The sequence below is a fragment of the Nocardia sp. CA-129566 genome (genome assembly GCF_050956075.1).
Classification (GTDB): Bacteria; Actinomycetota; Actinomycetes; order Mycobacteriales; family Mycobacteriaceae; genus Nocardia.
In genome coordinates this window covers 7,710,255-7,728,517 of record NZ_CP192085.1, presented here as the reverse complement: position 1 = coordinate 7,728,517, position 18,263 = coordinate 7,710,255, and the positions used below count along the sequence as shown (strand labels likewise).

Annotated in this window: 18 protein-coding genes; 14 read left to right on the top strand and 4 right to left on the bottom strand. The window is 68.3% G+C overall.

Translation table 11 applies throughout. From position 1 onward, the window contains the following. Positions 1 to 32: 32 nt before the first annotated feature. The gene (locus ACQP0C_RS34250) at positions 33 to 980 is read left to right on the top strand and encodes an NAD(P)/FAD-dependent oxidoreductase (protein WP_433726801.1); all 948 of its coding nucleotides are present in this window, start codon (positions 33 to 35) and stop codon (positions 978 to 980) included. 164 nt (positions 981 to 1,144) lie between these two features. On the opposite strand, the gene ACQP0C_RS34245 is transcribed toward ACQP0C_RS34250, so the two are convergent. Continuing rightward, positions 1,145 to 2,401: a serine hydrolase domain-containing protein gene (locus ACQP0C_RS34245; RefSeq protein WP_433726799.1), complete on the bottom strand. Its 1,257-nt coding sequence runs from the start codon at positions 2,399 to 2,401 to the stop codon at positions 1,145 to 1,147. Between the two features lie 167 nt (positions 2,402 to 2,568). Between ACQP0C_RS34245 and ACQP0C_RS34240 the strand changes: the two genes are divergently transcribed. From ACQP0C_RS34240 to ACQP0C_RS34195, 10 genes are all read left to right on the top strand, one after another. Continuing rightward, positions 2,569 to 2,898 carry a plasmid stabilization protein gene (locus tag ACQP0C_RS34240; protein ID WP_433726797.1) on the top strand — a complete coding sequence of 110 codons (330 nt, stop codon included), beginning with the start codon at positions 2,569 to 2,571 and terminating at the stop codon, positions 2,896 to 2,898. A gap of 54 nt (positions 2,899 to 2,952) precedes the next feature. Then, on the top strand, positions 2,953 to 4,713 hold the full coding sequence (locus ACQP0C_RS34235; protein WP_433726795.1) for a glycoside hydrolase family 15 protein: 1,761 nt from the start codon (positions 2,953 to 2,955) through the stop codon (positions 4,711 to 4,713). A gap of 109 nt (positions 4,714 to 4,822) precedes the next feature. Beyond that, positions 4,823 to 6,628, top strand: a complete 1,806-nt coding sequence (locus ACQP0C_RS34230) for a thiamine pyrophosphate-requiring protein (RefSeq protein ID WP_433726793.1) — start codon at positions 4,823 to 4,825, stop codon at positions 6,626 to 6,628. Beyond that, on the top strand, positions 6,625 to 7,098 hold the full coding sequence (locus ACQP0C_RS34225) for a Na+/H+ antiporter subunit E (RefSeq protein WP_433726791.1): 474 nt from the start codon (positions 6,625 to 6,627) through the stop codon (positions 7,096 to 7,098). The genes ACQP0C_RS34230 and ACQP0C_RS34225 overlap by 4 nt, the downstream gene beginning before the upstream one ends. 5 nt (positions 7,099 to 7,103) lie before the next feature. Then, the gene (locus tag ACQP0C_RS34220; protein ID WP_433726789.1) at positions 7,104 to 7,367 is read left to right on the top strand and encodes a monovalent cation/H+ antiporter complex subunit F; all 264 of its coding nucleotides are present in this window, start codon (positions 7,104 to 7,106) and stop codon (positions 7,365 to 7,367) included. Then, complete coding sequence (locus ACQP0C_RS34215; protein WP_433726787.1) at positions 7,360 to 7,656, top strand: monovalent cation/H(+) antiporter subunit G; 297 nt, start codon at positions 7,360 to 7,362, stop codon at positions 7,654 to 7,656. Before ACQP0C_RS34220 ends, ACQP0C_RS34215 begins: the two co-directional genes overlap by 8 nt. Further along, complete coding sequence (locus ACQP0C_RS34210) at positions 7,653 to 7,895, top strand: Na(+)/H(+) antiporter subunit B (protein ID WP_433680437.1); 243 nt, start codon at positions 7,653 to 7,655, stop codon at positions 7,893 to 7,895. The genes ACQP0C_RS34215 and ACQP0C_RS34210 overlap by 4 nt, the downstream gene beginning before the upstream one ends. Continuing rightward, a complete protein-coding gene (locus ACQP0C_RS34205; protein WP_433726785.1) occupies positions 7,892 to 8,632 on the top strand; it encodes an MnhB domain-containing protein in 741 nt (246 codons plus the stop codon). Before ACQP0C_RS34210 ends, ACQP0C_RS34205 begins: the two co-directional genes overlap by 4 nt. Beyond that, entirely contained in the window at positions 8,629 to 8,976 is a 348-nt protein-coding gene (locus ACQP0C_RS34200; RefSeq protein WP_433726783.1) for a sodium:proton antiporter, read from the top strand. The genes ACQP0C_RS34205 and ACQP0C_RS34200 overlap by 4 nt, the downstream gene beginning before the upstream one ends. Continuing rightward, positions 8,976 to 10,802, top strand: a complete 1,827-nt coding sequence (locus ACQP0C_RS34195; protein WP_433726781.1) for a complex I subunit 5 family protein — start codon at positions 8,976 to 8,978, stop codon at positions 10,800 to 10,802. Before ACQP0C_RS34200 ends, ACQP0C_RS34195 begins: the two co-directional genes overlap by 1 nt. A 78-nt stretch (positions 10,803 to 10,880) precedes the next feature. On the opposite strand, the gene ACQP0C_RS34190 is transcribed toward ACQP0C_RS34195, so the two are convergent. Then, positions 10,881 to 15,461 carry an HAD-IC family P-type ATPase gene (locus ACQP0C_RS34190; RefSeq protein ID WP_433726779.1) on the bottom strand — a complete coding sequence of 1,527 codons (4,581 nt, stop codon included), beginning with the start codon at positions 15,459 to 15,461 and terminating at the stop codon, positions 10,881 to 10,883. Positions 15,462 to 15,707: 246 nt separating this feature from the next. Here ACQP0C_RS34190 and ACQP0C_RS34185 point away from each other — a divergent pair, with 246 nt between their 5' ends. From ACQP0C_RS34185 to ACQP0C_RS34175, 3 genes are all read left to right on the top strand, one after another. Next, positions 15,708 to 15,983 carry a DUF2277 domain-containing protein gene (locus ACQP0C_RS34185; protein ID WP_433726777.1) on the top strand — a complete coding sequence of 92 codons (276 nt, stop codon included), beginning with the start codon at positions 15,708 to 15,710 and terminating at the stop codon, positions 15,981 to 15,983. A gap of 77 nt (positions 15,984 to 16,060) precedes the next feature. Continuing rightward, positions 16,061 to 16,666 carry a ClpP family protease gene (locus tag ACQP0C_RS34180; RefSeq protein ID WP_433726775.1) on the top strand — a complete coding sequence of 202 codons (606 nt, stop codon included), beginning with the start codon at positions 16,061 to 16,063 and terminating at the stop codon, positions 16,664 to 16,666. Next, on the top strand, positions 16,663 to 17,247 hold the full coding sequence (locus ACQP0C_RS34175; protein ID WP_433726773.1) for a ClpP family protease: 585 nt from the start codon (positions 16,663 to 16,665) through the stop codon (positions 17,245 to 17,247). The genes ACQP0C_RS34180 and ACQP0C_RS34175 overlap by 4 nt, the downstream gene beginning before the upstream one ends. Here the strand turns inward: ACQP0C_RS34175 and ACQP0C_RS34170 are convergent. Together ACQP0C_RS34170 and ACQP0C_RS34165 are read right to left on the bottom strand one after the other, a co-directional pair. Then, the gene (locus ACQP0C_RS34170; RefSeq protein ID WP_433726771.1) at positions 17,244 to 17,825 is read right to left on the bottom strand and encodes a phosphatase PAP2 family protein; all 582 of its coding nucleotides are present in this window, start codon (positions 17,823 to 17,825) and stop codon (positions 17,244 to 17,246) included. The two genes, ACQP0C_RS34175 and ACQP0C_RS34170, sit on opposite strands and share 4 nt — an antisense overlap. Next, positions 17,815 to 18,183, bottom strand: a complete 369-nt coding sequence (locus tag ACQP0C_RS34165; protein ID WP_433726769.1) for a helix-turn-helix domain-containing protein — start codon at positions 18,181 to 18,183, stop codon at positions 17,815 to 17,817. The genes ACQP0C_RS34170 and ACQP0C_RS34165 overlap by 11 nt, the downstream gene beginning before the upstream one ends. Positions 18,184 to 18,263: the final 80 nt, after the last annotated feature.

Here is an 18,263-nt window from a genome sequence, read left to right as displayed (position 1 = left end):
AATCTTTTCCTGTCAGGGATCGTGCGGTCGATGTGGACCGCAAGACCGTCGAGTTCACCGGTGCGCACGGCGCCGAGACCATCGGTTATGACACCCTCGTGTACGCCCTCGGCAGCACCGTCGCCGACTGCGGCGTTCCCGGTGTCGCCGAGTACGCCTACAACGTTGCCGGGAAACCGGCCGCGCTGCGGCTGCGGGCGCGCCTGAACGAGCTGGCTTCGGGTGCGACCGTGCTGGTCGTCGGCGGTGGCTTGACCGGTATCGAAGCGGCCGCCGAAATCGCCGATGCCCGCCCGGACCTCGCGGTCACGATCGCCGCCCGCGGCGGGGTCGGCGACTGGCTCAGCGATAAGGCCCAGCGCCACCTGCGCGGCGCCTTCGACCGGCTCGGCATCACGGTCCGCGAACATGCCGACATCACGCGCGTCGAATGCGACGGCGTGGTCACCGGTTCGGGTGGGCAGATTCCGGCCCAGCTGACCGTGTGGACAGCGGGCTTCACCGTGCACCCGATCGCGGCCGCCACCACCCTGGCGGTGACCGATACCGGGCGGATCGTCGTCGACCCCACGATGCGCTCGGTATCGCATCCGGATGTGTACGCCATCGGCGATGCCGCGAACGCGGTAGGGGTGGGCGGTAAGCCACTGCGGATGGGCTGCGCCACGGCATCCCCGATGGCGTGGCAGGCCGCCGACGCCCTCGCCGCCCGCTTGACCGGTCGCAAGGTCCCCGAGGCCCCGATCGGCTATGTGTCCCAGTGCATCAGCCTCGGCCGCCGCGATGGCATCTTCCAGCGCGTGACCGCCGCGGACGAGCCCACGGACACCGTCGTCACGGGCCGGATCGGAGCCCGCATCAAGGAGTTGGTCTGCGCGGGCGCGGCGTGGAGCGTTACCCAGCCGACCATGCTGATGCCGAGCCGCCGCCGCCACCTCGCCGCACCCGCCGAAGTGGAGACCCGCTTCGTGACCGCGTGACGTGGCCGCCACATTCGGACATAGCGGAGAGATGGGGCGGACCGGTGGACCGGAACTCCCGAGTCCGGTGCGTCCGATACGCGACACAGCGTCTCGAGGGCCGCGTGGCGTGCGGTCCGGGGTCTGCTCATTCGTTTAGGGACAATGGTTGCTGCCCGTGCCCGTCAGGTGGCGTCGAACCAATGGTCGGCGGGGGCGAGGCGGCCGACGGTGTTGGAGATTTGAGCGACCAGGGCCCAGGGGCGTTGGGTGTCGGTGGTGGCCTTGCCGTTGGTCAGGATCGCGCCGGACAGGCCGCGGGCCGGGTCGGCCCAGCCGTATTGGGTGGTCAGGCCGCTGCGGCCGAAGTGGGACTGGGTGTTTCGGCCGAATTTGGATCGGCGGGCACCCAGTTCGTAACCCGCGCGGCTTACCCGTCCGGCCAGGCCGGGTAGCCGCGGCGCGGGTTGGATCGCTGCGCGGAGGGTTTCCGGCTTCATGATCCGGATTCCGTCGAGTTCGCCACCGCGGGTGAGGATTTCGTAGAAGCGCGACAGTTCGCAGGCCGTGGTGACGAGGTTGCCCGAGGGCAGTTCGGCGGTCAGGAAGGCGTGGTTCGCGGATTTGGCGGTCGCGCCGTCCACGCGGCCGCCGAGTGCCTTGCGCGCCAGGAAGATCGACATTCGCGACGGCGCGGGGCCGGTCTTCACGCTGGGGACGACCTTGTCGACATCCTCCGGGCGGACTCCGAAGTTGGTCCAGCGGAAGCCGAATGGCTCGAGTACCTGTTCGGCGAGGTGCTCGCGCATCCGCTTGCCGGTGGCCCGCTGCACCAGCAGGCGCTGGATCAGGCCGCTGGTCAATGCGTGGTAGACCCGGAATCGGCCAGGTCGCCAACTCGGCACCAGATCGGCCAGCCCCCGCACGGCCAACTCCTCGTCGAGCACCAGCTCGACCCCCTTGTACGGCGGCGTGACAAAGGGCACCCCGGCCGAATGCGACAGCACATCGCCGATCGTGATCGCATCCTTGCCATGGGCCGCGAACTCCGGAATGTACTTGCACACAGGATCATTCAGCTCGAAGGCGCCCTGCTCGACGAGCATGAACATCAGCGCGGCGGACACCCCCTTGGCGGTGGAGAAGCCGAGGAACGGTGTCTGCGGCGTCGCGAGCACCTTCTCCGCATCAGCGCTGTCGCGCGGCGAATTTCCCCAGCCGTGCCCGATCGTCCGGTTCAACACGATAGTGCCGTTGCGCCGCACACACGTCTGAATTGCGGGCGTCGTCCCCAATCGGTACCACGCCTGCACCGACGCCCACAGCGACTCGACCTCGACGCTGGTCAGTCCGGCATCGGCCGGATCGTCCTCGTGCCCGACCGTCGTCACCGCGTCCAGATCATCGGCGACGGTCACCAACGTGGCAGGAAGTACCTTCACGCGGCCAGCATATCGACGCCGATCACTCGGCTGGTCGCGCCCGCGACCACATCGACTCCCGACGCTCGGGGACGATTCGGCGGCAGCGCGCAATCGGCGCGCAACATCGGCCGGATCGTGGTTTCGCAGCCGAAGTGCGGGTATCCGGCAGGCAGGAGGTGTTCGACATGCCCAAGGAATGGAGCAGTAAGCAAGAACGCCAGTATGAGCACATCAGGGAGTCGGCGCGGGAACAGGGTGCGACCGAGAAGCGGGCGAAGGAGATGGCCGCGCGCACGGTCAACAAGAATCGCGCGCAAGCCGGGCAGACCAGGACCGCGAGCCGCAGCTCGATCCAGGACAAATCGCCCCAGCAGCGCGGCGGGCAGCGCTCGGGCCGCCGCGGCCCGAAGGGCCCGACGCGTGACCAGCTGTACAACGAGGCCAGACAGCGAAATATCAAGGGCCGTTCGAAGATGACCAAGGGACAGCTCGCGAGGGCGTTGGGCAAGGCCTGATCCGGGCCGGGAATCCGGAGGATTGCCCGCCGCTTACCGTGGTATCCGACCGTTGTGACGGCCGAAAAGATCACCCAGCCGCAGGTGCTGCGCGATTACGCATTACTCGCCGATGGGGAACGCGGCGCACTGGTCGGTCCGCACGGAGATTTCGACTGGATGTGCGCGCCGCGTTGGCACAGTGACGCGGTCTTCGCCGCATTGGTCGGCGGCGGCGGAGTGTATTCGGTGACCCCGACCGGGCGATATGTGTGGGGCGGGTACTACGAGCCGGGCACATTGATATGGAATTCGCACTGGGTGGTCGGATCGTCGGTTGTCGAATGCCGGGAGGCCCTGGCGTTTCCCGGCGATCCGCACCGCGTCGTCGTGCTGCGGCGCGTCATCGCGGTGCACGGCGACGCCGAGGTCGATGTGGTGCTGCGCCCCGCGGGCCGATTCGGCCGGGCACCGGCCCGCGACCTGCACCGCACCGAGGACGGGGTGTGGTACGCGCGGGTCGGTGACCTCGCGCTGCGCTGGGGTGGTGGCTCAGCCGCGTCGGTGCGCGACTCGACCGGCTGGAGCGAACGAATAACACTGCGGCAGGGCGAGATTCACGATCTGGTCCTCGAATTGTCCGATGCGACCCTGCCTGTCGATGCGCCCGATCCGCACACAGTATGGGCCAGCACCGAAGCCGCGTGGCAGCGCGAAGTGCCGGAGCTGGGGCCATGTGTCGCGACCCGGGATACCGCGCAGGCCTATGCGGTCATGCGCGGAATGACCAGTGGCACAAACGGTATGGTTGCCGCCGCCACCACCAGCCTACCGGAGCGCGCGGACCGCGGCGAAAACTACGACTACCGCTATGTGTGGATCCGCGACCAGTGCTACGCCGGGCTGGCGGTGGCCGCCGACGGACCGCATCCGTTGTTGGACAATGCAATACGGTTCGTTGCCGAACGGCTGCTCGCCGATGGTCCCGAGCTGCGGCCCTCCTATACCGTCACCGGTCATGCGATCCCGGAGCCGAGCGAGTTGGACCTGCCCGGCTACCCGGGCGCTCGGACGCTCGTCGGCAACCGGGTGAGCCACCAGTTCCAGCTCGACACCTTCGGCGAGGCGCTGCTGCTATTCGCCGCGGCCGCGCGGCACGACCGGCTGACCGAGGACGATCGCCGGGCGGTCTCGGTAGCGGTCGCCGCGATCGCCGACAACTGGCATCGACCGGATGCGGGCATCTGGGAGATCGAGAACCGGCATTGGACCCATTCCCGGCTGGCCTGTGTCAGCGGCCTGCGCGCGGTCGCCGGGGTCGCGGCCAGCGGTGCCGACCCGGTGATCTGTGCGGAACTGGCCGATACCATCATCGCCGAAACCGCCCGCACCAGTGTGCATCCCAACGGCGCTTGGCAGCAGGCGCCGGATGCGGCGGGCGTCGACGTCGCCCTGCTGCTGCCCGCTATTCGTGGTGGCATGTCCGTCGACGATCCGCGCAGCCTTGCCACCTACCAGGCCATCGAGCGCGAATTGTGCACGGACTTCTACGTTTATCGCTACCGCCACGACGAGCAGCCATTGGAGACCACCGAGGGCGCATTCCTGCTCTGCGGATTCATCATGTCGATCGCGGCCGCCCAACTCCGATACCGGGTTTCGGCCGCACACTACTTCGAACGCAACAGGGCGGCATGCGGCACGCCGGGGCTGTTCGCCGAGGAGTTCGACGTCACCCAGCGTCAGCTGCGCGGCAATATGCCGCAGGCCTTCGTACACGCGTTGCTGTTCGAATCCTCGGTACGCCTGCCCCGATTCGGTGACGACCACGAGTAAGGAGCCGTGATGACCATCGGTGCTCCCGGACACCGCATACCCGCAGATTGTCCGGCCATTCGCTGGGTATCACCGCTCTGACCAACCCGGATACCTACAGGAGTTCCCCATGACACAACAGGTTGGCGACCATGTCCTGCAGCGTCTGCGCGAATGGGGCGTGAAACACGTTTTCGGCTACCCGGGCGACGGCATCAACGGCCTGGTCGCCGCCTTCGGCCGCGCGGACAACAAACCCCGGTTCGTCCAGGCCAGACATGAGGAGATGGCGGCCTTCGAGGCCACCGGATTCGCAAAATTCAGTGGTCACGTGGGGGTGTGCACGGCCACCTCCGGTCCGGGGGCGATACATCTGCTCAACGGCCTCTATGACGCCAAACTCGACCACGTCCCGGTCGTCGCCATCGTCGGTCAGACCGCGCGCAGCGCGATGGGCGGCAGCTATCAGCAGGAAGTCGATCTGCAGAGCCTGTTCAAGGATGTCGCCAGCGATTATCTGGTCGAGGTGAATGTCTCCAGTCAGCTGCCCAATGCGCTGGACCGGGCGTTCCGCACCGCGATGACCCGGCGCGCGCCCACCGCGGTGATCATCCCCGCCGATCTGCAGGAAGAGCCCTACGAGCCACCCGAACACGCCTTCAAGCAGGTGCCGTCCAGCCCGCCGCATTCGGTGACCGCGACGGTGATCGCGCCCTACGGCGAGATCGAACGCGCCGCCGAGATCATCGACGCCGGATCGAAGCTCGCGATCCTCGTCGGACAGGGCGCGCGCTCGGCCGTGCGCGAGGTGGTGCAAATCGCCGAACTCACCGGTGCCGGTGTGGCGAAGGCACTGCTCGGCAAGGATGTGCTGCCCGACGATCTGCCCTTCGTCACCGGCCCGATCGGATTGCTCGGCAGCAGGCCGAGCTATGAGCTGATGCGCGACTGCGACACGCTGCTCATTGTCGGATCGAATTTCCCGTACACCCAATTCATGCCGGAGTTCGGCCAGGCGCGCGCCGTGCAGATCGATATCGACGGCACCATGATCGGAATGCGCTATCCGACCGAGGTGAATCTGGTCGGCGATGCGAAAGCCACACTGGCCGAGCTCATTCCGCTCCTGCGCCGCAAGCAGGATCGGTCGTGGCGGGAGCGGATCGAGCGCAATGTGGTCCGCTGGTGGGAGACGATCGAGCGGCAGTCGATGCTGCGGGCGCAGCCGGTCAATCCGATGCGCGTGGTATGGGAACTCTCGCAACAGCTTCCGCATAACGCGATCGTCACCGCGGACTCTGGTTCGTCCACCAACTGGTACGCCCGCTGCCTGCGGTTCCGTGCCGGTATGCGCGGTTCGCTCTCCGGCACCCTGGCGACCATGGGGCCCGGTGTGCCCTATGCCATCGGCGCCAAATTCGCGCATCCGGACCGACCGGCGATCGCATTGGTCGGCGATGGCTCCATGCAGATGAACGGCCTGGCCGAATTGCTCACCGTCGTGCGCTATTACCCGCAGTGGGACGATCCCAGATTGATCGTCTGCGTCTTCCACAACAACGATCTCAACCAGGTCACCTGGGAGCTGCGCGCCATGGGCGGCGCGCCGAAATTCGAAGAGTCACAGACACTTCCGGACACCTCATACGCCGATCTCGCACGCTGTATGGGCTTGTCCGCGCTCGCGATCGACGATCCGGAGCAGATCGGCGACGCGTGGACGCAGGCGCTGGCCGCGGATCGCCCTGTCCTGCTCGATATTCGCTGTGATCCGGAGGTCCCGCCGATTCCGCCGCATGCGACCTACGAGCAGATGAAGGACACCGCGGAGGCCGTCATGCGCGGTGATCCCGAGGGGTGGCATCTGATGGTGCAAGGCGCGAAAACCAAAGCGCAGGAATTCGTTCCACACCGAGCGGGGAGGCCGTCGCCATGACGGGGCGGCCCGGGTTCGGAGCAGCCGCGGAAGTCGCCGGGTGGTGGGCGGTTCTGGTGGTGGTCTGGATGGTGACAACCAGCGCGGTCGCCATCGATGAGTTGATCGCGGCGTGCGTGATCGCCCTACCGATCGCCTTCGCGGCACGGGTGGGACGTATTGCGGTGCGGGGGAATTGGCGACTACCGGCCGCAGCGGCGCGGTTGTTGGCAGCGTTGCCGGGCGCGATCGTGCGCGAGGGAGCGGGCGCGCTGCTGCTCGCGGCGCGCGGCAGGCCGGTCGGGCGGTTCGAGCAACTCGACATCGGCCCGCGGACAAGCGCGGACCGGCGAGCGGGGCGGGCGGCGCTGATCACCGGCGTGCTCTCCGCGACCCCCGGTTCGCTGGTCATCGACGCCGATCACGAAGGCCTGCTGCTGCACGCGCTCGCGACGCCAGCGACCCGACTGCGCCGGATGTTCGGGAGCTGATCGAAATGTCCACCGCGCCTTGGCTGCTCGCATCGGGTGTGCTGCTGGCCGGTGGTATCGGTCCGGCCGTGCTGTTATCCAGCCGGGGTAGGTCCGCACATCGGCTCGTCGGGCTGCAACTGGTCGGATCGCTGCTGGTCGTCGGCTTGGTGACCCTGAGCCTCGGCCTGGGCAGACCGGACTATCTGATCGTGCCGCTGGTACTCGTGCTGCTGTCGTTCGCTGGCACCCTGGTCTTCACGCGCCTGCTGGGGGTGCGCGATGACTAGCCTCATTGTCGAGGCTCTGCTCGCGGTCGGCACCTTGGCCGCGGTCGCCGCTTCGCTGGCGGCACTGCGACCGCGTTCGGTCTATGCGCGACTGCACTATTCGTCGATCATCAGTTCGTTCACCGGGCCATGCATCGCGCTGGCCGTCCTGATCGCGCAGGGACCCGGGCTGACCGCGGCCATTGTCGCGGTCACCCTCGTGCTCCTGGCGCTCACCGGCCCGGTGCTCAGTGCGGCCATCGGCAGGCTCAATGCCCGCATCGACGGCAGAATCGAGAGTCCACAATGAATGCCCTGATAGTGATCACACTGGGGCTGGTCGCGGTGACCGCCACCGTGGTCGTGCTGACCACCCGACCGCAGCGGCAAGCGGTCTCGCTCGCGGTATTCGGCGCAGTACTGGTACCGGCGTTCCTTGTGCTCGGTGCACCGGATGTGGCGTTGTCCCAGGTCGCGGTGGGTACCGCAGTAGTGCCGCTGATGGTGCTGCTGACCGTGCGCGCCGTCGAGCGGAGGCGACGATCATGAATCGCACGGCCCGGTTGGTGGTCTTCCTCGTCGGCGGGGCCGGGCTGGTGCTACTGCTCGGACTCGCGATGATGCGCTTGCCCGCGTTCGGCGGCGTGGACCATCCCTACCGGGACGCCGCGGTCGAGGCGGCGCTGCGGCGGCTCAGCCCGAATGCCGTCTCCTCGGTCAACTTCGACCAGCGCGGACTCGATACCTTCGGCGAGGAGGCCATTCTGGTGGCGGCCGTGCTCGGCGCGGCGACTCTGCTGCGCACGGAAGGGCAACGGCGGCAACGACGGTTGGATGATGTCGGGCGCATTGCGTCGGCGACCCGATTTCTCGGCTATGCACTCTTGCCGGTGACCTTGCTCATCGGCGCAGATGTGGTCGTGCACGGACATCTGACGCCGGGTGGGGGCTTCCAGGGTGGGGTGGTGCTGGCGACCGGACTGCATTTGATGTACGTGGCGGGCAGCTATCCCGCGCTGCGGCGGGTGCGTCCGCTGGCCTGGTACGAATTCGGCGAGGCGGCCGGTATGGGGACGGTGGTCGTGCTCGGCCTTGCCGGAATAGTCAGCGGCGCAGGGTATCTGGTGAATGTGCTGCCGCTCGGGCAATTCGGCCGCCTGGTGTCGGCGGGCACGCTGCCGCTGTTCAGCGTGGCGGTCGGGCTCGCGGTCGGCAGTGGCATCGTCGTACTGCTGGCGCAGTTCCTCGACGAGTACCTGACAATCGAGAGGCGGCCGTCACGATGACCGTATTTCCCTACGTGATCGCCGGTTGGCTGTTGCTGATCGGCATCTATGGCGTGGTGCGCAGCCCGCATCTGGTGCACACCGTGGTGTGCGTATCGATCGCGCAGTCCGGGACCTATGTCCTGCTGTTGGCGATCGGCTATCAAAAGGGCGCCTCCGCACCGATTTTCGGCTCCGCCAACCCGCCCGGCTCACCGGTGATGGATCCGGTGGTGCAGGCTATGGCGCTGACCGATATCGTCGTCTCCGCGACGGTGACCGCGTTATTGCTGGCACTGGTCGTGCAGATCGCCAAGCGGCACGGCACCGTCGTGCCCGACGAACTGCACGCGCTGCGCGGCTGATGGCCGCCCTCGATCAGGCACTTCCGGCACTCCTGATCGCGCTGCCGGTCGCCGGTTCGTGTGTGCTGGTCGCCTTCGGACGCGTGCTGCCCAGGTTGCTGGTCGATGTGATCGGGACCGGGACGGCGCTGGCCGGAACCGTCCTGGCCGGATGGCTGTTGTATCGCACCGCCGCTGGCACCGTGGTGTCGTGGTCGGGCGGGTGGCGGCCGACACCGGGACTGACCGTCGGCATCGTGCTGGTGGCCGATCGGCTCAGTGCCGCAATGGCCTTGCTGATCGCGCTGCTCACCACCACCGCACTGCTGTACGGCTGGCGCTACTTCGACAGCCTGCACGCGCATTACCCGGCGTTGGTGTTGCTCTTCGCCACGGGGATGACCGGATTCGCGCTCACCGGTGACCTTTTCGACATGTTCGTCTTCTTCGAGCTGATGGGCGTCGCCGCGTACGCGCTGACCGGATTCAAAATCGAGGAGCCCGAATCCGTCCAGGCCGGACTGAATTTCGGGGTCATCAACTCACTCGGCGCCTACCTCTGTCTCTTCGGGATCGGACTGCTGTATGCGCGGACCGGGCAGCTCGGACTGGCTCAGTTGGGGATCGCGATCGAAGAACGGGCCGGTGATGCCCTGGTCATCGCCGCATTCGTGTTGATCGCCACCGGATGGCTGGTCAAGGCGGCGGCGGTGCCATTCCATTTCTGGCTGGCCGACGCACATGCGGTCGCACCCTCACCGGTCTGTGTGCTGTTCTCCGGAGTGATGGCGCCGCTGGGTGTCTATGGACTGGCACGGGTGTATTGGACCGTATTCGACGCGGTGCTACCCGCCGCGGGAGTGCGCCGAATGCTGTTGGTGCTCGGGATCGTTACGGCCGTGCTCGGCGCGGTGATGTGTGTACTGCAACGACATATCAAACGGCTGCTCGCGTATTCGACGATCGCGCATATCGGACTGTTCCTGCTCGGTCTGGCCGCGCTGTCGCCGCTCGGTGTCGCCGCGTCGGCGCTGTATCTCGGCGGCCATGCCGCGGTGAAGGGCGCACTGTTTCTGCTGACCGGCATGCTGCTGTCGCGGTATCGCAGCGTGGACGAGTTCAGCCTGCACGGCCGTGCGCGCGGTCAGCGGACCATCGGTGTGCTGTTCATACTTTCGGCGTTGGTCCTTGCCGGGCTGCCGCCATTCGGGGCCGGGCTCGGCAAGGCATTGCTGGAGGAATCCGGCGCGTCCATTTTCCTGGTCACCATTGTGATCGTGGTATCGGCGCTGACCGGCGGCGCGGCATTGCGTGCTGGACTGCGTGTCTGTTTCGGCGTCGGCGCGGTGCCGGATGACAAGCTCGACGCCGACGAGACCACCGGGGAACATGAGCAACCCGATATCGCCGCACCGCGGAACCGGACACCGATCACCATGATGGGTGCGGTGCTGGCATTGTTGCTGGTCGCGCTATTACTGGGTCTGCCGACCGGATTCACCAGGGCCGTCGGTCCCGCCGCCGTGACGTTCGTCGACCCGCAGGCATACCGGGCGGCGGCGTTGATCGGCACGAGTGGCCATCCCGGCACGGCCCCGCATATCGGGTGGACGGGCGCCGGTTTGGCGCTCGGTCTGTTGTCGACCGCTCTGGCCGTACTCACGGCACTTGCCGCGCTGTCCTTCGGCACGTCGCGCGCACGCGCGAGGCCGTCGATTCCCCCGATCACCTCGGCGGTGCACGAATTGCACCGGCTCCACAGCGGGCATGTCGGTGACTATGCCGCTTGGCTGGTCTTCGGTGCGGCCGCTATCGCCGGACTGGTCGCGAGCGGTTGGCTGTATTGACGCGTTGATGGCGCTGCTGCCGGGCAGCGCGGGTGTGGGTGCCTCGGGAGCGAGTCCTGGCAGCGGGGACCGGTCGCGTTACCGGCGCGGTGAGCCAGCGATAGCGCCGGGCAGCAGATGGGGCAGCACGGTCGACCCGGCGGTGGCCGCCGCGGCGGACCACGTGGCGATGGTCCAGCCGACCGGCCCCAGTGGCGTGCAGCCGAAATAGGCGGACATTCCCGGAACCATGACCACCGCGCCGAGTACCGCGCCGCTGGCGGCGGTGGTGAGCCAGACCAGGGGACTGCGGTGGCCCGAGATCAGCGTCTGGCCGAGTTGAGTGCCGATGAGCGCGACCAGGCCGATGGTGGCCGCGCGTCGCCTCGTTCCGGTGTAGCGGCCGATCGTCCACGCGGTGCACGCGCCCGCCGCCGTTGCGATGCCGCGCACTGCGATGGTGCGGGTCAGATCGGGACCCAGTCGGGCAGCGGGTATTTCGGCCAGTTGTCGCGCGCGCTGTTCGGCGCCGTGCTCAGTGTCCTGCGGGGCGGGGCTGTCACGATCCGGCGAAAGGGCAAGGGCCAGTGCGGGAAACATGTCGGTGAGCATGTTGACGAGCAGGAACTGCCTGGTGCCGAGCGGCGCCTGCCCGCCGACCACGGTGCCGTAAATGGTGAACGCGATTTCCCCGGCATTGCCGCCGACCAGCACGCCGACGGCTTCGGTGACGCGCCGCCACATGCCGCGCCCCTCCACCAGCGCGTGCAGTAGTGCGAGCGGATCCGGGTCGGTGAGCACCAGATCCGCCGCATTGCGGGCGGCGGCGGATCCGTGTGCGGCCAAACCGATTCCGATATCCGCGCTGCGAATGGCGGCGGCGTCATTGCTGCCGTCGCCGGTCATGCCGACCACATGTCCGTTGCGGCGCAGGGCGGCGACGATACGCACCTTCTGTTCCGGGGCGACCCTGGCGAAGACGGTGCTGCGCTCGATGAGTTCGGCCTGTGCGGTGTCGTCGAGGCTATCCAGGTCGTCGCCGGTGGTGACGGTATCCACGGCGATGCCGAGTTGCCGGGCCACCGCGGCCGCGGTGACCGGATGGTCTCCGGTGATGATGCGCACGCCGATATCGTTGTCCTGCAATGCCGTCACCAGCGGCAGCGTCTGCGGCCGCGGGGTATCGGCGAGGCCGAGGAAGCCGAGCAGGGTCAGCTCGTCGACGGCGCGTTCGACATCATCGGGCTTGCCGGACAAGTCACGGCGGGCCACGACGAGTACGCGCAGACCTTGGTGAGCGAGATCATCGATGACCTCTCGCGCGTGCTTGCGCACCTGTTGCGAGAACGGTTGCGCGGTAGGCGTTCTGGTGCAGCGCGGGAGTACCACCTCGGGTGCGCCCTTCACGAGCAGGCGCAGTTCGCGCGATGTGTGGCCCAGCGTCGCGGCATAGCCACGGTTGGATTCGAACGGGACCTCGTCGATCGGATCCCACCGATGCGCGTCGTTGCCCAGGATCTCGGCGGCGTCCAGCACTGCGCGGTCGGTGGCGTGCAGTACCGGTCCCTCGTCCGGATCCGGGCAGGCGCGGGCGGCGGCGCGCAACAGTCGACGCGCGTCGTCGGAGTCGTCGTCGGGTTGCCACCGGTGGTCCAGATCGGCCAACATGGTCAGCCGCAGCCGGCCCTCGGTGAGGGTGCCGGTCTTGTCGAAACACAGGGTGTCGACCCGGCCGAGTGCCTCCACAGTGCGGCTGGCCCGGACCAGCACACCATAGCGCGATAAGCGCCGCGCGGCCGCCAGCTGCGCCACGGTGGCGACCAAGGGCAGTCCCTCCGGCACCGCCGCGACCGCGACCGCGACGCCGTCGGCGATCGCGGCGCGCAGCACCCGGCCGCGCAGCGCTCCGAGCGCGGTGACCACGGCACCACCCGAGAGGGTGAGCGGCAGCGCGCGATCGGTGAGTTGCCGCAGTTGGGCCTGCACACCGCCCTTATCCGGCGCGACCGCGCCCGCGGCGGCGCGACCGGCCTGGGTACCGGCGCCGACCGCGACCACGACGGCCCGGCCGGTGCCGTTTACGACGGTGCTGCCCTCGAAGATCATGCAGGTGCGCTCGCCGAGCGCCGCACCGGGTGTGCCCGCGACGGTCTTCGCTACCGTCACCGATTCGCCCGTCAGACCCGACTCGTCCATTTCCAATTCGTCGGCGCGCAGCAGTCGCGCATCGGCGGGCACCACATCGCCCGCCTGGACGGCCAGCACGTCTCCGATGGCGAGACGGTCCGCGGGCACCGAGACTTCGGCCGGCTCGTCCTCGCGTACGTCCGCGCGGTCGACCAGTCGCCCCGTGAGCCGTTCGCCCGCGAGCAGGTCGCGCAGTTCGCTCTCGGCGCGCTGACGCTGGAGTGCCGAGATCACCGCATTCACCGCGAGCACGGAGGCGAGGAGTGCGGCATCGGAGGGCGCACCGAGGATCGCGGTGGCGGCGGCGCCGACGCCGAGAATCGGCGCCAGCGGATCATTCAGCTCATGGCGCAGGTGGCGGGCGAATGACATCATCGGCGCGAAAGTTGTTGCTACCACGCCTCGTTCGGCCCCGGTCGGTGTTCTCCGCTCGTCGATCGAGGGAGGTTGCGGCAGGCGAGCGAGCACCTCGCCGGATTCCAGTGCGTGCCAGGGCAGCAGGGGTGCGAGGGTGGCGGGCGGTGCGGTCCTGGCCGCTCGAACGCCGGTGAGTGCGCCGGCCATCAGGCCGGTCCACTGTGCCGCGAGCATCGGAGTGGTTCGGACGTGGCGGTTCGGCGCGACGGCGAGCAGCAGCCCGCCGAGTGTGCACGCCGATAGGGCCAGGGTGCGGCCGCGTTCGCTGACCTGACGGGCGGGACCGACCGTGGCAAGGATCCGCTGGACCTGATCGAGGTCGCGGCAGAGTGCGTCGGCGGCCCACGACGGTTCGCCGTGGTCGGCACCGAACAGTCCGATCGCCACATCGGCTCGGGCCAATGCCTTGTGTGTGCGCGGGCTCAGCACCGCGACCACATGCCCATCCGCTTGCAGGCGCTGCACGAGTTTGCTGGTCGACGCGCTCGCCGAGACGAATTCGTCAGCGAGCGGGCGCAATTCGCCCGCATCCTCATGGGCGCTGAGAATGACCCGCAACCCCGCCCGCCGCGCCGCTGTCAGCACATCGTGGGCGCTGGGGTCGAGCTCGCGCCCGAGCAGCACCCGCCCGACCGGATGGTCGCCGTCGCGCAGTTCACGCCAGACCGGACGCAGCGTTGCGCAGCGATCGGGCGCGCCCGTCTTCGGATGTACCAACCGTGGCGTCTGCGCGGCAGCGTCGTCGTCGGACTCCGTCGCCCACAGCACACGCAGCGCGGCACTCCAGACCTGCGCGGCCGGCCATTCGTCATCGGCCGATTCCGCATCGAGCACCAGCCGACGTGGCGTGAGCAGCGCCTCGCCGTCGACGACCAGGGCGGACAACCGGTCCAATCTGCGCCACACGCCCCGATGCAGGGTGAGCACTCCCGCCCGCGCGAGGACGGTGGACACGGTGGCGGCATATGCCTCGCGGCTGGCGCGCGCCGCCTTCGGCGCGCCGAGCCCGAGCGCATCGGCGGCATCGCTCAACCGGCCGAGGCCCAGGAGTGCCGCGGTGCCGACCAGCGATCCCGCGGCCGTCTCGTCCGCGACCCGCTCGATGGGGCCGCGCGGCAGCTCGGCGGGGCGGGTATAGGGCGGCAGCGGATCGGCGACGTCGGTATGTTCGCGTCGCACCAGCTCGTCCTCCGAGCTACGCCATTGCCAGCGCTGGGCGATCGCCTCGGCGAGCAGGAAGGTGCGCTGCACGGTATCGGCGAGCAGAGTCGCAATCCCGTCGGCCGCGTCCTCGCCCAAGGCGGTTCCAGCCGCGGTGACGACCGTCAGCACCATATCGGTACGGGTGCGTCCGAGCCGCGATTCGAGCATCGCGCGGAGCCGGGGCTGGGTGTCGGTCAACGCGGCGATCGCCCGTACCGCGCGCATCGGCCTGCGCAGCGGCAGCGTCGCGGTGACCGTGGTCATCGCGATCGCGCATACCTCGCTCGCCACCTGAATTCCGGCCGCCAGCAACGTTTCCCGATCCTCGGGGTACTCCTCGGCCCGACTCCAGTCCAGTTCGGTGACGTCATTGGCCTGCTCGACCGCTTCGATGACTTCGAGCAGTTCCGGCAGTCCGGCCGCGCCCTCGCGCACGGTGGCGACCACCCGGCCGGTCACCGCGTTGACCTGCGACCAGCGCACACCGCGGAGGTGGCCGAGCCGTTTCTCCAATGTCCGCGCGAGTGCCGGGCCACGTCCGGTGCGCAGGCCGCGCACCTCGATGGTGGCCATGTCATCGTGCAGCGCCACCCGTCGGTTGGCTCGTCGCATTCGTGGGTCGACCAGGTCTCGAAGATCGTCACCCAGCTGGTTGTCCGGGCCTGGTGCCAAGCCATCGGTCGCGGCGGAGGCGGTATCGGCCGCCGTCGTGGCGGCATCGGCCACGGCTGCCACCGCCCGCAGCGGCGCCTCGGCGAGGTGCACGCCCAACCCGATGGCCGCCGAGAACCCGGCGCGCACCGTATCGGTCAGCGCCGCGGTCGGTGCCTCGATCCACCACGGTGACAACACCGCAGCTACCGATCTGCCCATAATCGGCAACTACCCGGCATCGTCGGATGCAAACAGCACTGAAAACGGTCGGTGTGCGGGTACGTAGCCGCGGATTGTCGCCACTCGAGCGGGTATGCGCGAAGCAGGTCGATGTTCGGAGGTAGCGCGGGTGTCGAGGCGATGGTCGCGGCTGCCAGCACCGTCGACGAGGACGAGGAGCGCGGTCCGGGCACGACAGTCCCTGCGATCTCGCCTCGATCCGGCGTCTCGGGCTAGCCTCGGGTCATGTGCCGAAATATCACTGCGCTACGCGGGCTCGAGCCCGCGGCGACGCCGGAAGAAGTGCATGCGGCTGCACTGCAGTACGTCCGCAAGGTGGGCGGGCTTTCCAGCATTTCCGCCGCTACCCGTCCCGCGGTCGATGCCGCGGTCGCCGAAATCGCGGCCGCCACGATGCGGCTGCTCGAGCAATTGCCGGAGCGCAAGGTGCCGCCGAAGACCGTGCCGCCGCTGCGCCGTCCCGAAGTGCAGGCCCGCATCCACGCCCACGCGCACGACTGAGTCTCGGCTGCTCTGAGCAGATCTGCTGAGGGCAGCGCGGCGAGATTTTCGCGGTGCGCGCGGGGCACGGTGGAGTCATGGCTCACGATGACAAGACACCGTTGTTCAGTTGGCGCGCCAGGGAGCAGCTGCTCAGCAGGCGAATATTGGTACTGGACGGTCCCCTCGACGACGATAACGGGACGCTGCTGATGACTCAGCTGCTCACGTTGGCCGCCGAGGATGCCGAGTCGGGGATCTCATTGTGGATCCACTCCCCGGGTGGTTCGGTTCCCGCGATGCTCGCCATTCGCGATGTGATGCGCCTCGTGCCGTGCGAGGTATCCACCCTGGCGCTCGGATTGGCTTGCAGCGCAGGGCAATTCCTCTTGTCCGCGGGTACGCAGGGGCGGCGCTTCGCGCTGCCGCACGCGCGGGTGCTGATGCATCAGGGGTCGGCCGGAATCGGCGGCAGCGCCGTCGATGTCGAGGTGCAGGCCGATGATCTGCGCTACACCGTGGAGACCGTACTCGGCATCATCTCCGGCGATACCGGACAGCCCTATGACCGGATCTACGAGGATTCGCTGCACGACCGCTGGTTCAGCGCGGCGCAGGCCAAGGAGTACGGCTTCATCGACCACATTGTCGACTCGTTCGGGCAGATCGTGCCCCAGCGTCAGCGGATCGGAATCACGGCATGACCTACACCATTCCCAATGTGATCGCCCAGCATCCGCGCGGCGGCGAGCGCATCACCGATATCTACTCGCACCTGCTGGCCGAGCGCATCGTCTACCTCGGCACCCCGATCGACGCCGGGGTGGCCAATGCGCTCATCGCGCAGCTGCTGCATCTGGAGTCGGAGAGTTCGGAACAGGACGTCAACCTGTACATCAACTGCGAGGGCGGCGATCTGTCCGCGATGCTCGCGATCTACGACACCATGCAGTTCATCAAGGCTCCGGTGCTCACCACCTGCGTCGGCCAGGCCATCGCGGTCGGCGCGGTCCTACTGGCCGGTGGCGCGCCCGGTCGCCGATCGCTGCTGCCCCACGCGCGGGTGGTGCTGCATCAACCGGCCGCCCGCGGCCAGGGCGCGATTCCGGATCTGATCCTGCAGGCCGATGAGCTGGTGCGGATGCGCGGCGAGATCGAGTCGATCCTGGCTCGGCATACCGGACAGTCGGTGCAGCGGCTGCGTCACGATACCGACCGCGATCGCGTATTCACCGCCCAGTCGGCGGTCGACTACGGTCTCGTCGACACCGTGCTCGGGTCCTAGTTCCGGCTGATGCTCGGCCGGACCCGCCGGGCCGCCCAAGTCACGATGGCGCCGACGGCCGTGCCGAGCAGCCAGCCGACCAGTACATCGGTCGGCCAGTGCACGCCGAGATACACCATGCATCCGCCGATGAACATCACCGCCGCGGCGAGTGCCGTACCCGCCGTGCGGCGGGTGCGGGCCGATTCCCACTGCACGGTCAGAAAGACGGCCATCGCCAGTGCCGAGGTGGCGGCGGCATGGGTCGATGGCATCGCCCAGCCCTGGATCTCGGGCCACACCGTCAGATGCCCGCTCGGGCGCGGCCGAGCGATCACCTGCTTCAGGTTGTGCGCGATGAGGTCGGCGAGCAGCAGACTCGTCGCTGCGGCCGCGCCGACCCGCCAACTCCTGGTCGCGACCACGGCCGCCACCCCGGCGAGCGCGAGCAGTCCGAGCAGTTCGATGCCGATCCCGGCATCGCCGATCGCCCGGACCGCCCGTGTTACCGCATCCTGGCGCGTGTCGGCGACGACACGCATGATGCCCTCGTCGAATCCCACTACCGGCAACTCGGTCAGGGGCAGGCTATGCCGCAAGCGCCATGAGAGTGGGCGTTGCGCTGGCACGCGGTGCGGACTGCCGGGCGAACGCGGGCCGACGGAGTGCGCGCAATTCGTCGGCCACCTGTTCGGTCAGACCGAAGAGGGTGGTGCCGAGCGCACCTGCCAAGGCCGCGATCATCTCGCTCGACGGCTCCTTGCGCCCACGCTCCACCTCCGAGAGGTATTGCGGCGAAATACCCGCTCGCCCAGCGGTTTCGACGAGCGTCTCGCGCTGCTCGCGCCGCAGCGTACGCAACCGTTCGCCGAGCACCTCACGCCACAGCGGCTCGGTCTGCCTCGGCTGGTCTTCGCGTCCGCCCGGGATCGAGTGCAGTCTCGGATGCTCGGTCATATCCAGAGCGTACGACCGCGACCACCGATGCGGTCGACCATTACGCTCTGGGCGTACAAACCGCGAAGGCCCCATGTCCC

What these genes read in the sequence shown, in the direction of transcription:
- ACQP0C_RS34230 (WP_433726793.1), top strand. Translation starts at nt 4,823, where the DNA reads ATGACACAACAGGTTGGCGACCATGTCCTGCAGCGTCTGCGCGAATGG.
- ACQP0C_RS34185 (WP_433726777.1), top strand. Translation starts at nt 15,708, where the DNA reads ATGTGCCGAAATATCACTGCGCTACGCGGGCTCGAGCCCGCGGCGACG.
- ACQP0C_RS34205 (WP_433726785.1), top strand. Translation starts at nt 7,892, where the DNA reads ATGAATCGCACGGCCCGGTTGGTGGTCTTCCTCGTCGGCGGGGCCGGG.
- ACQP0C_RS34210 (WP_433680437.1), top strand. Translation starts at nt 7,653, where the DNA reads ATGAATGCCCTGATAGTGATCACACTGGGGCTGGTCGCGGTGACCGCC.
- ACQP0C_RS34165 (WP_433726769.1), bottom strand. Translation starts at nt 18,183, where the DNA reads ATGACCGAGCATCCGAGACTGCACTCGATCCCGGGCGGACGCGAAGAC.
- ACQP0C_RS34240 (WP_433726797.1), top strand. Translation starts at nt 2,569, where the DNA reads ATGCCCAAGGAATGGAGCAGTAAGCAAGAACGCCAGTATGAGCACATC.
- ACQP0C_RS34200 (WP_433726783.1), top strand. Translation starts at nt 8,629, where the DNA reads ATGACCGTATTTCCCTACGTGATCGCCGGTTGGCTGTTGCTGATCGGC.
- ACQP0C_RS34225 (WP_433726791.1), top strand. Translation starts at nt 6,625, where the DNA reads ATGACGGGGCGGCCCGGGTTCGGAGCAGCCGCGGAAGTCGCCGGGTGG.
- ACQP0C_RS34180 (WP_433726775.1), top strand. Translation starts at nt 16,061, where the DNA reads ATGGCTCACGATGACAAGACACCGTTGTTCAGTTGGCGCGCCAGGGAG.
- ACQP0C_RS34195 (WP_433726781.1), top strand. Translation starts at nt 8,976, where the DNA reads ATGGCCGCCCTCGATCAGGCACTTCCGGCACTCCTGATCGCGCTGCCG.
- ACQP0C_RS34175 (WP_433726773.1), top strand. Translation starts at nt 16,663, where the DNA reads ATGACCTACACCATTCCCAATGTGATCGCCCAGCATCCGCGCGGCGGC.
- ACQP0C_RS34220 (WP_433726789.1), top strand. Translation starts at nt 7,104, where the DNA reads ATGTCCACCGCGCCTTGGCTGCTCGCATCGGGTGTGCTGCTGGCCGGT.
- ACQP0C_RS34215 (WP_433726787.1), top strand. Translation starts at nt 7,360, where the DNA reads ATGACTAGCCTCATTGTCGAGGCTCTGCTCGCGGTCGGCACCTTGGCC.
- ACQP0C_RS34190 (WP_433726779.1), bottom strand. Translation starts at nt 15,461, where the DNA reads ATGGGCAGATCGGTAGCTGCGGTGTTGTCACCGTGGTGGATCGAGGCA.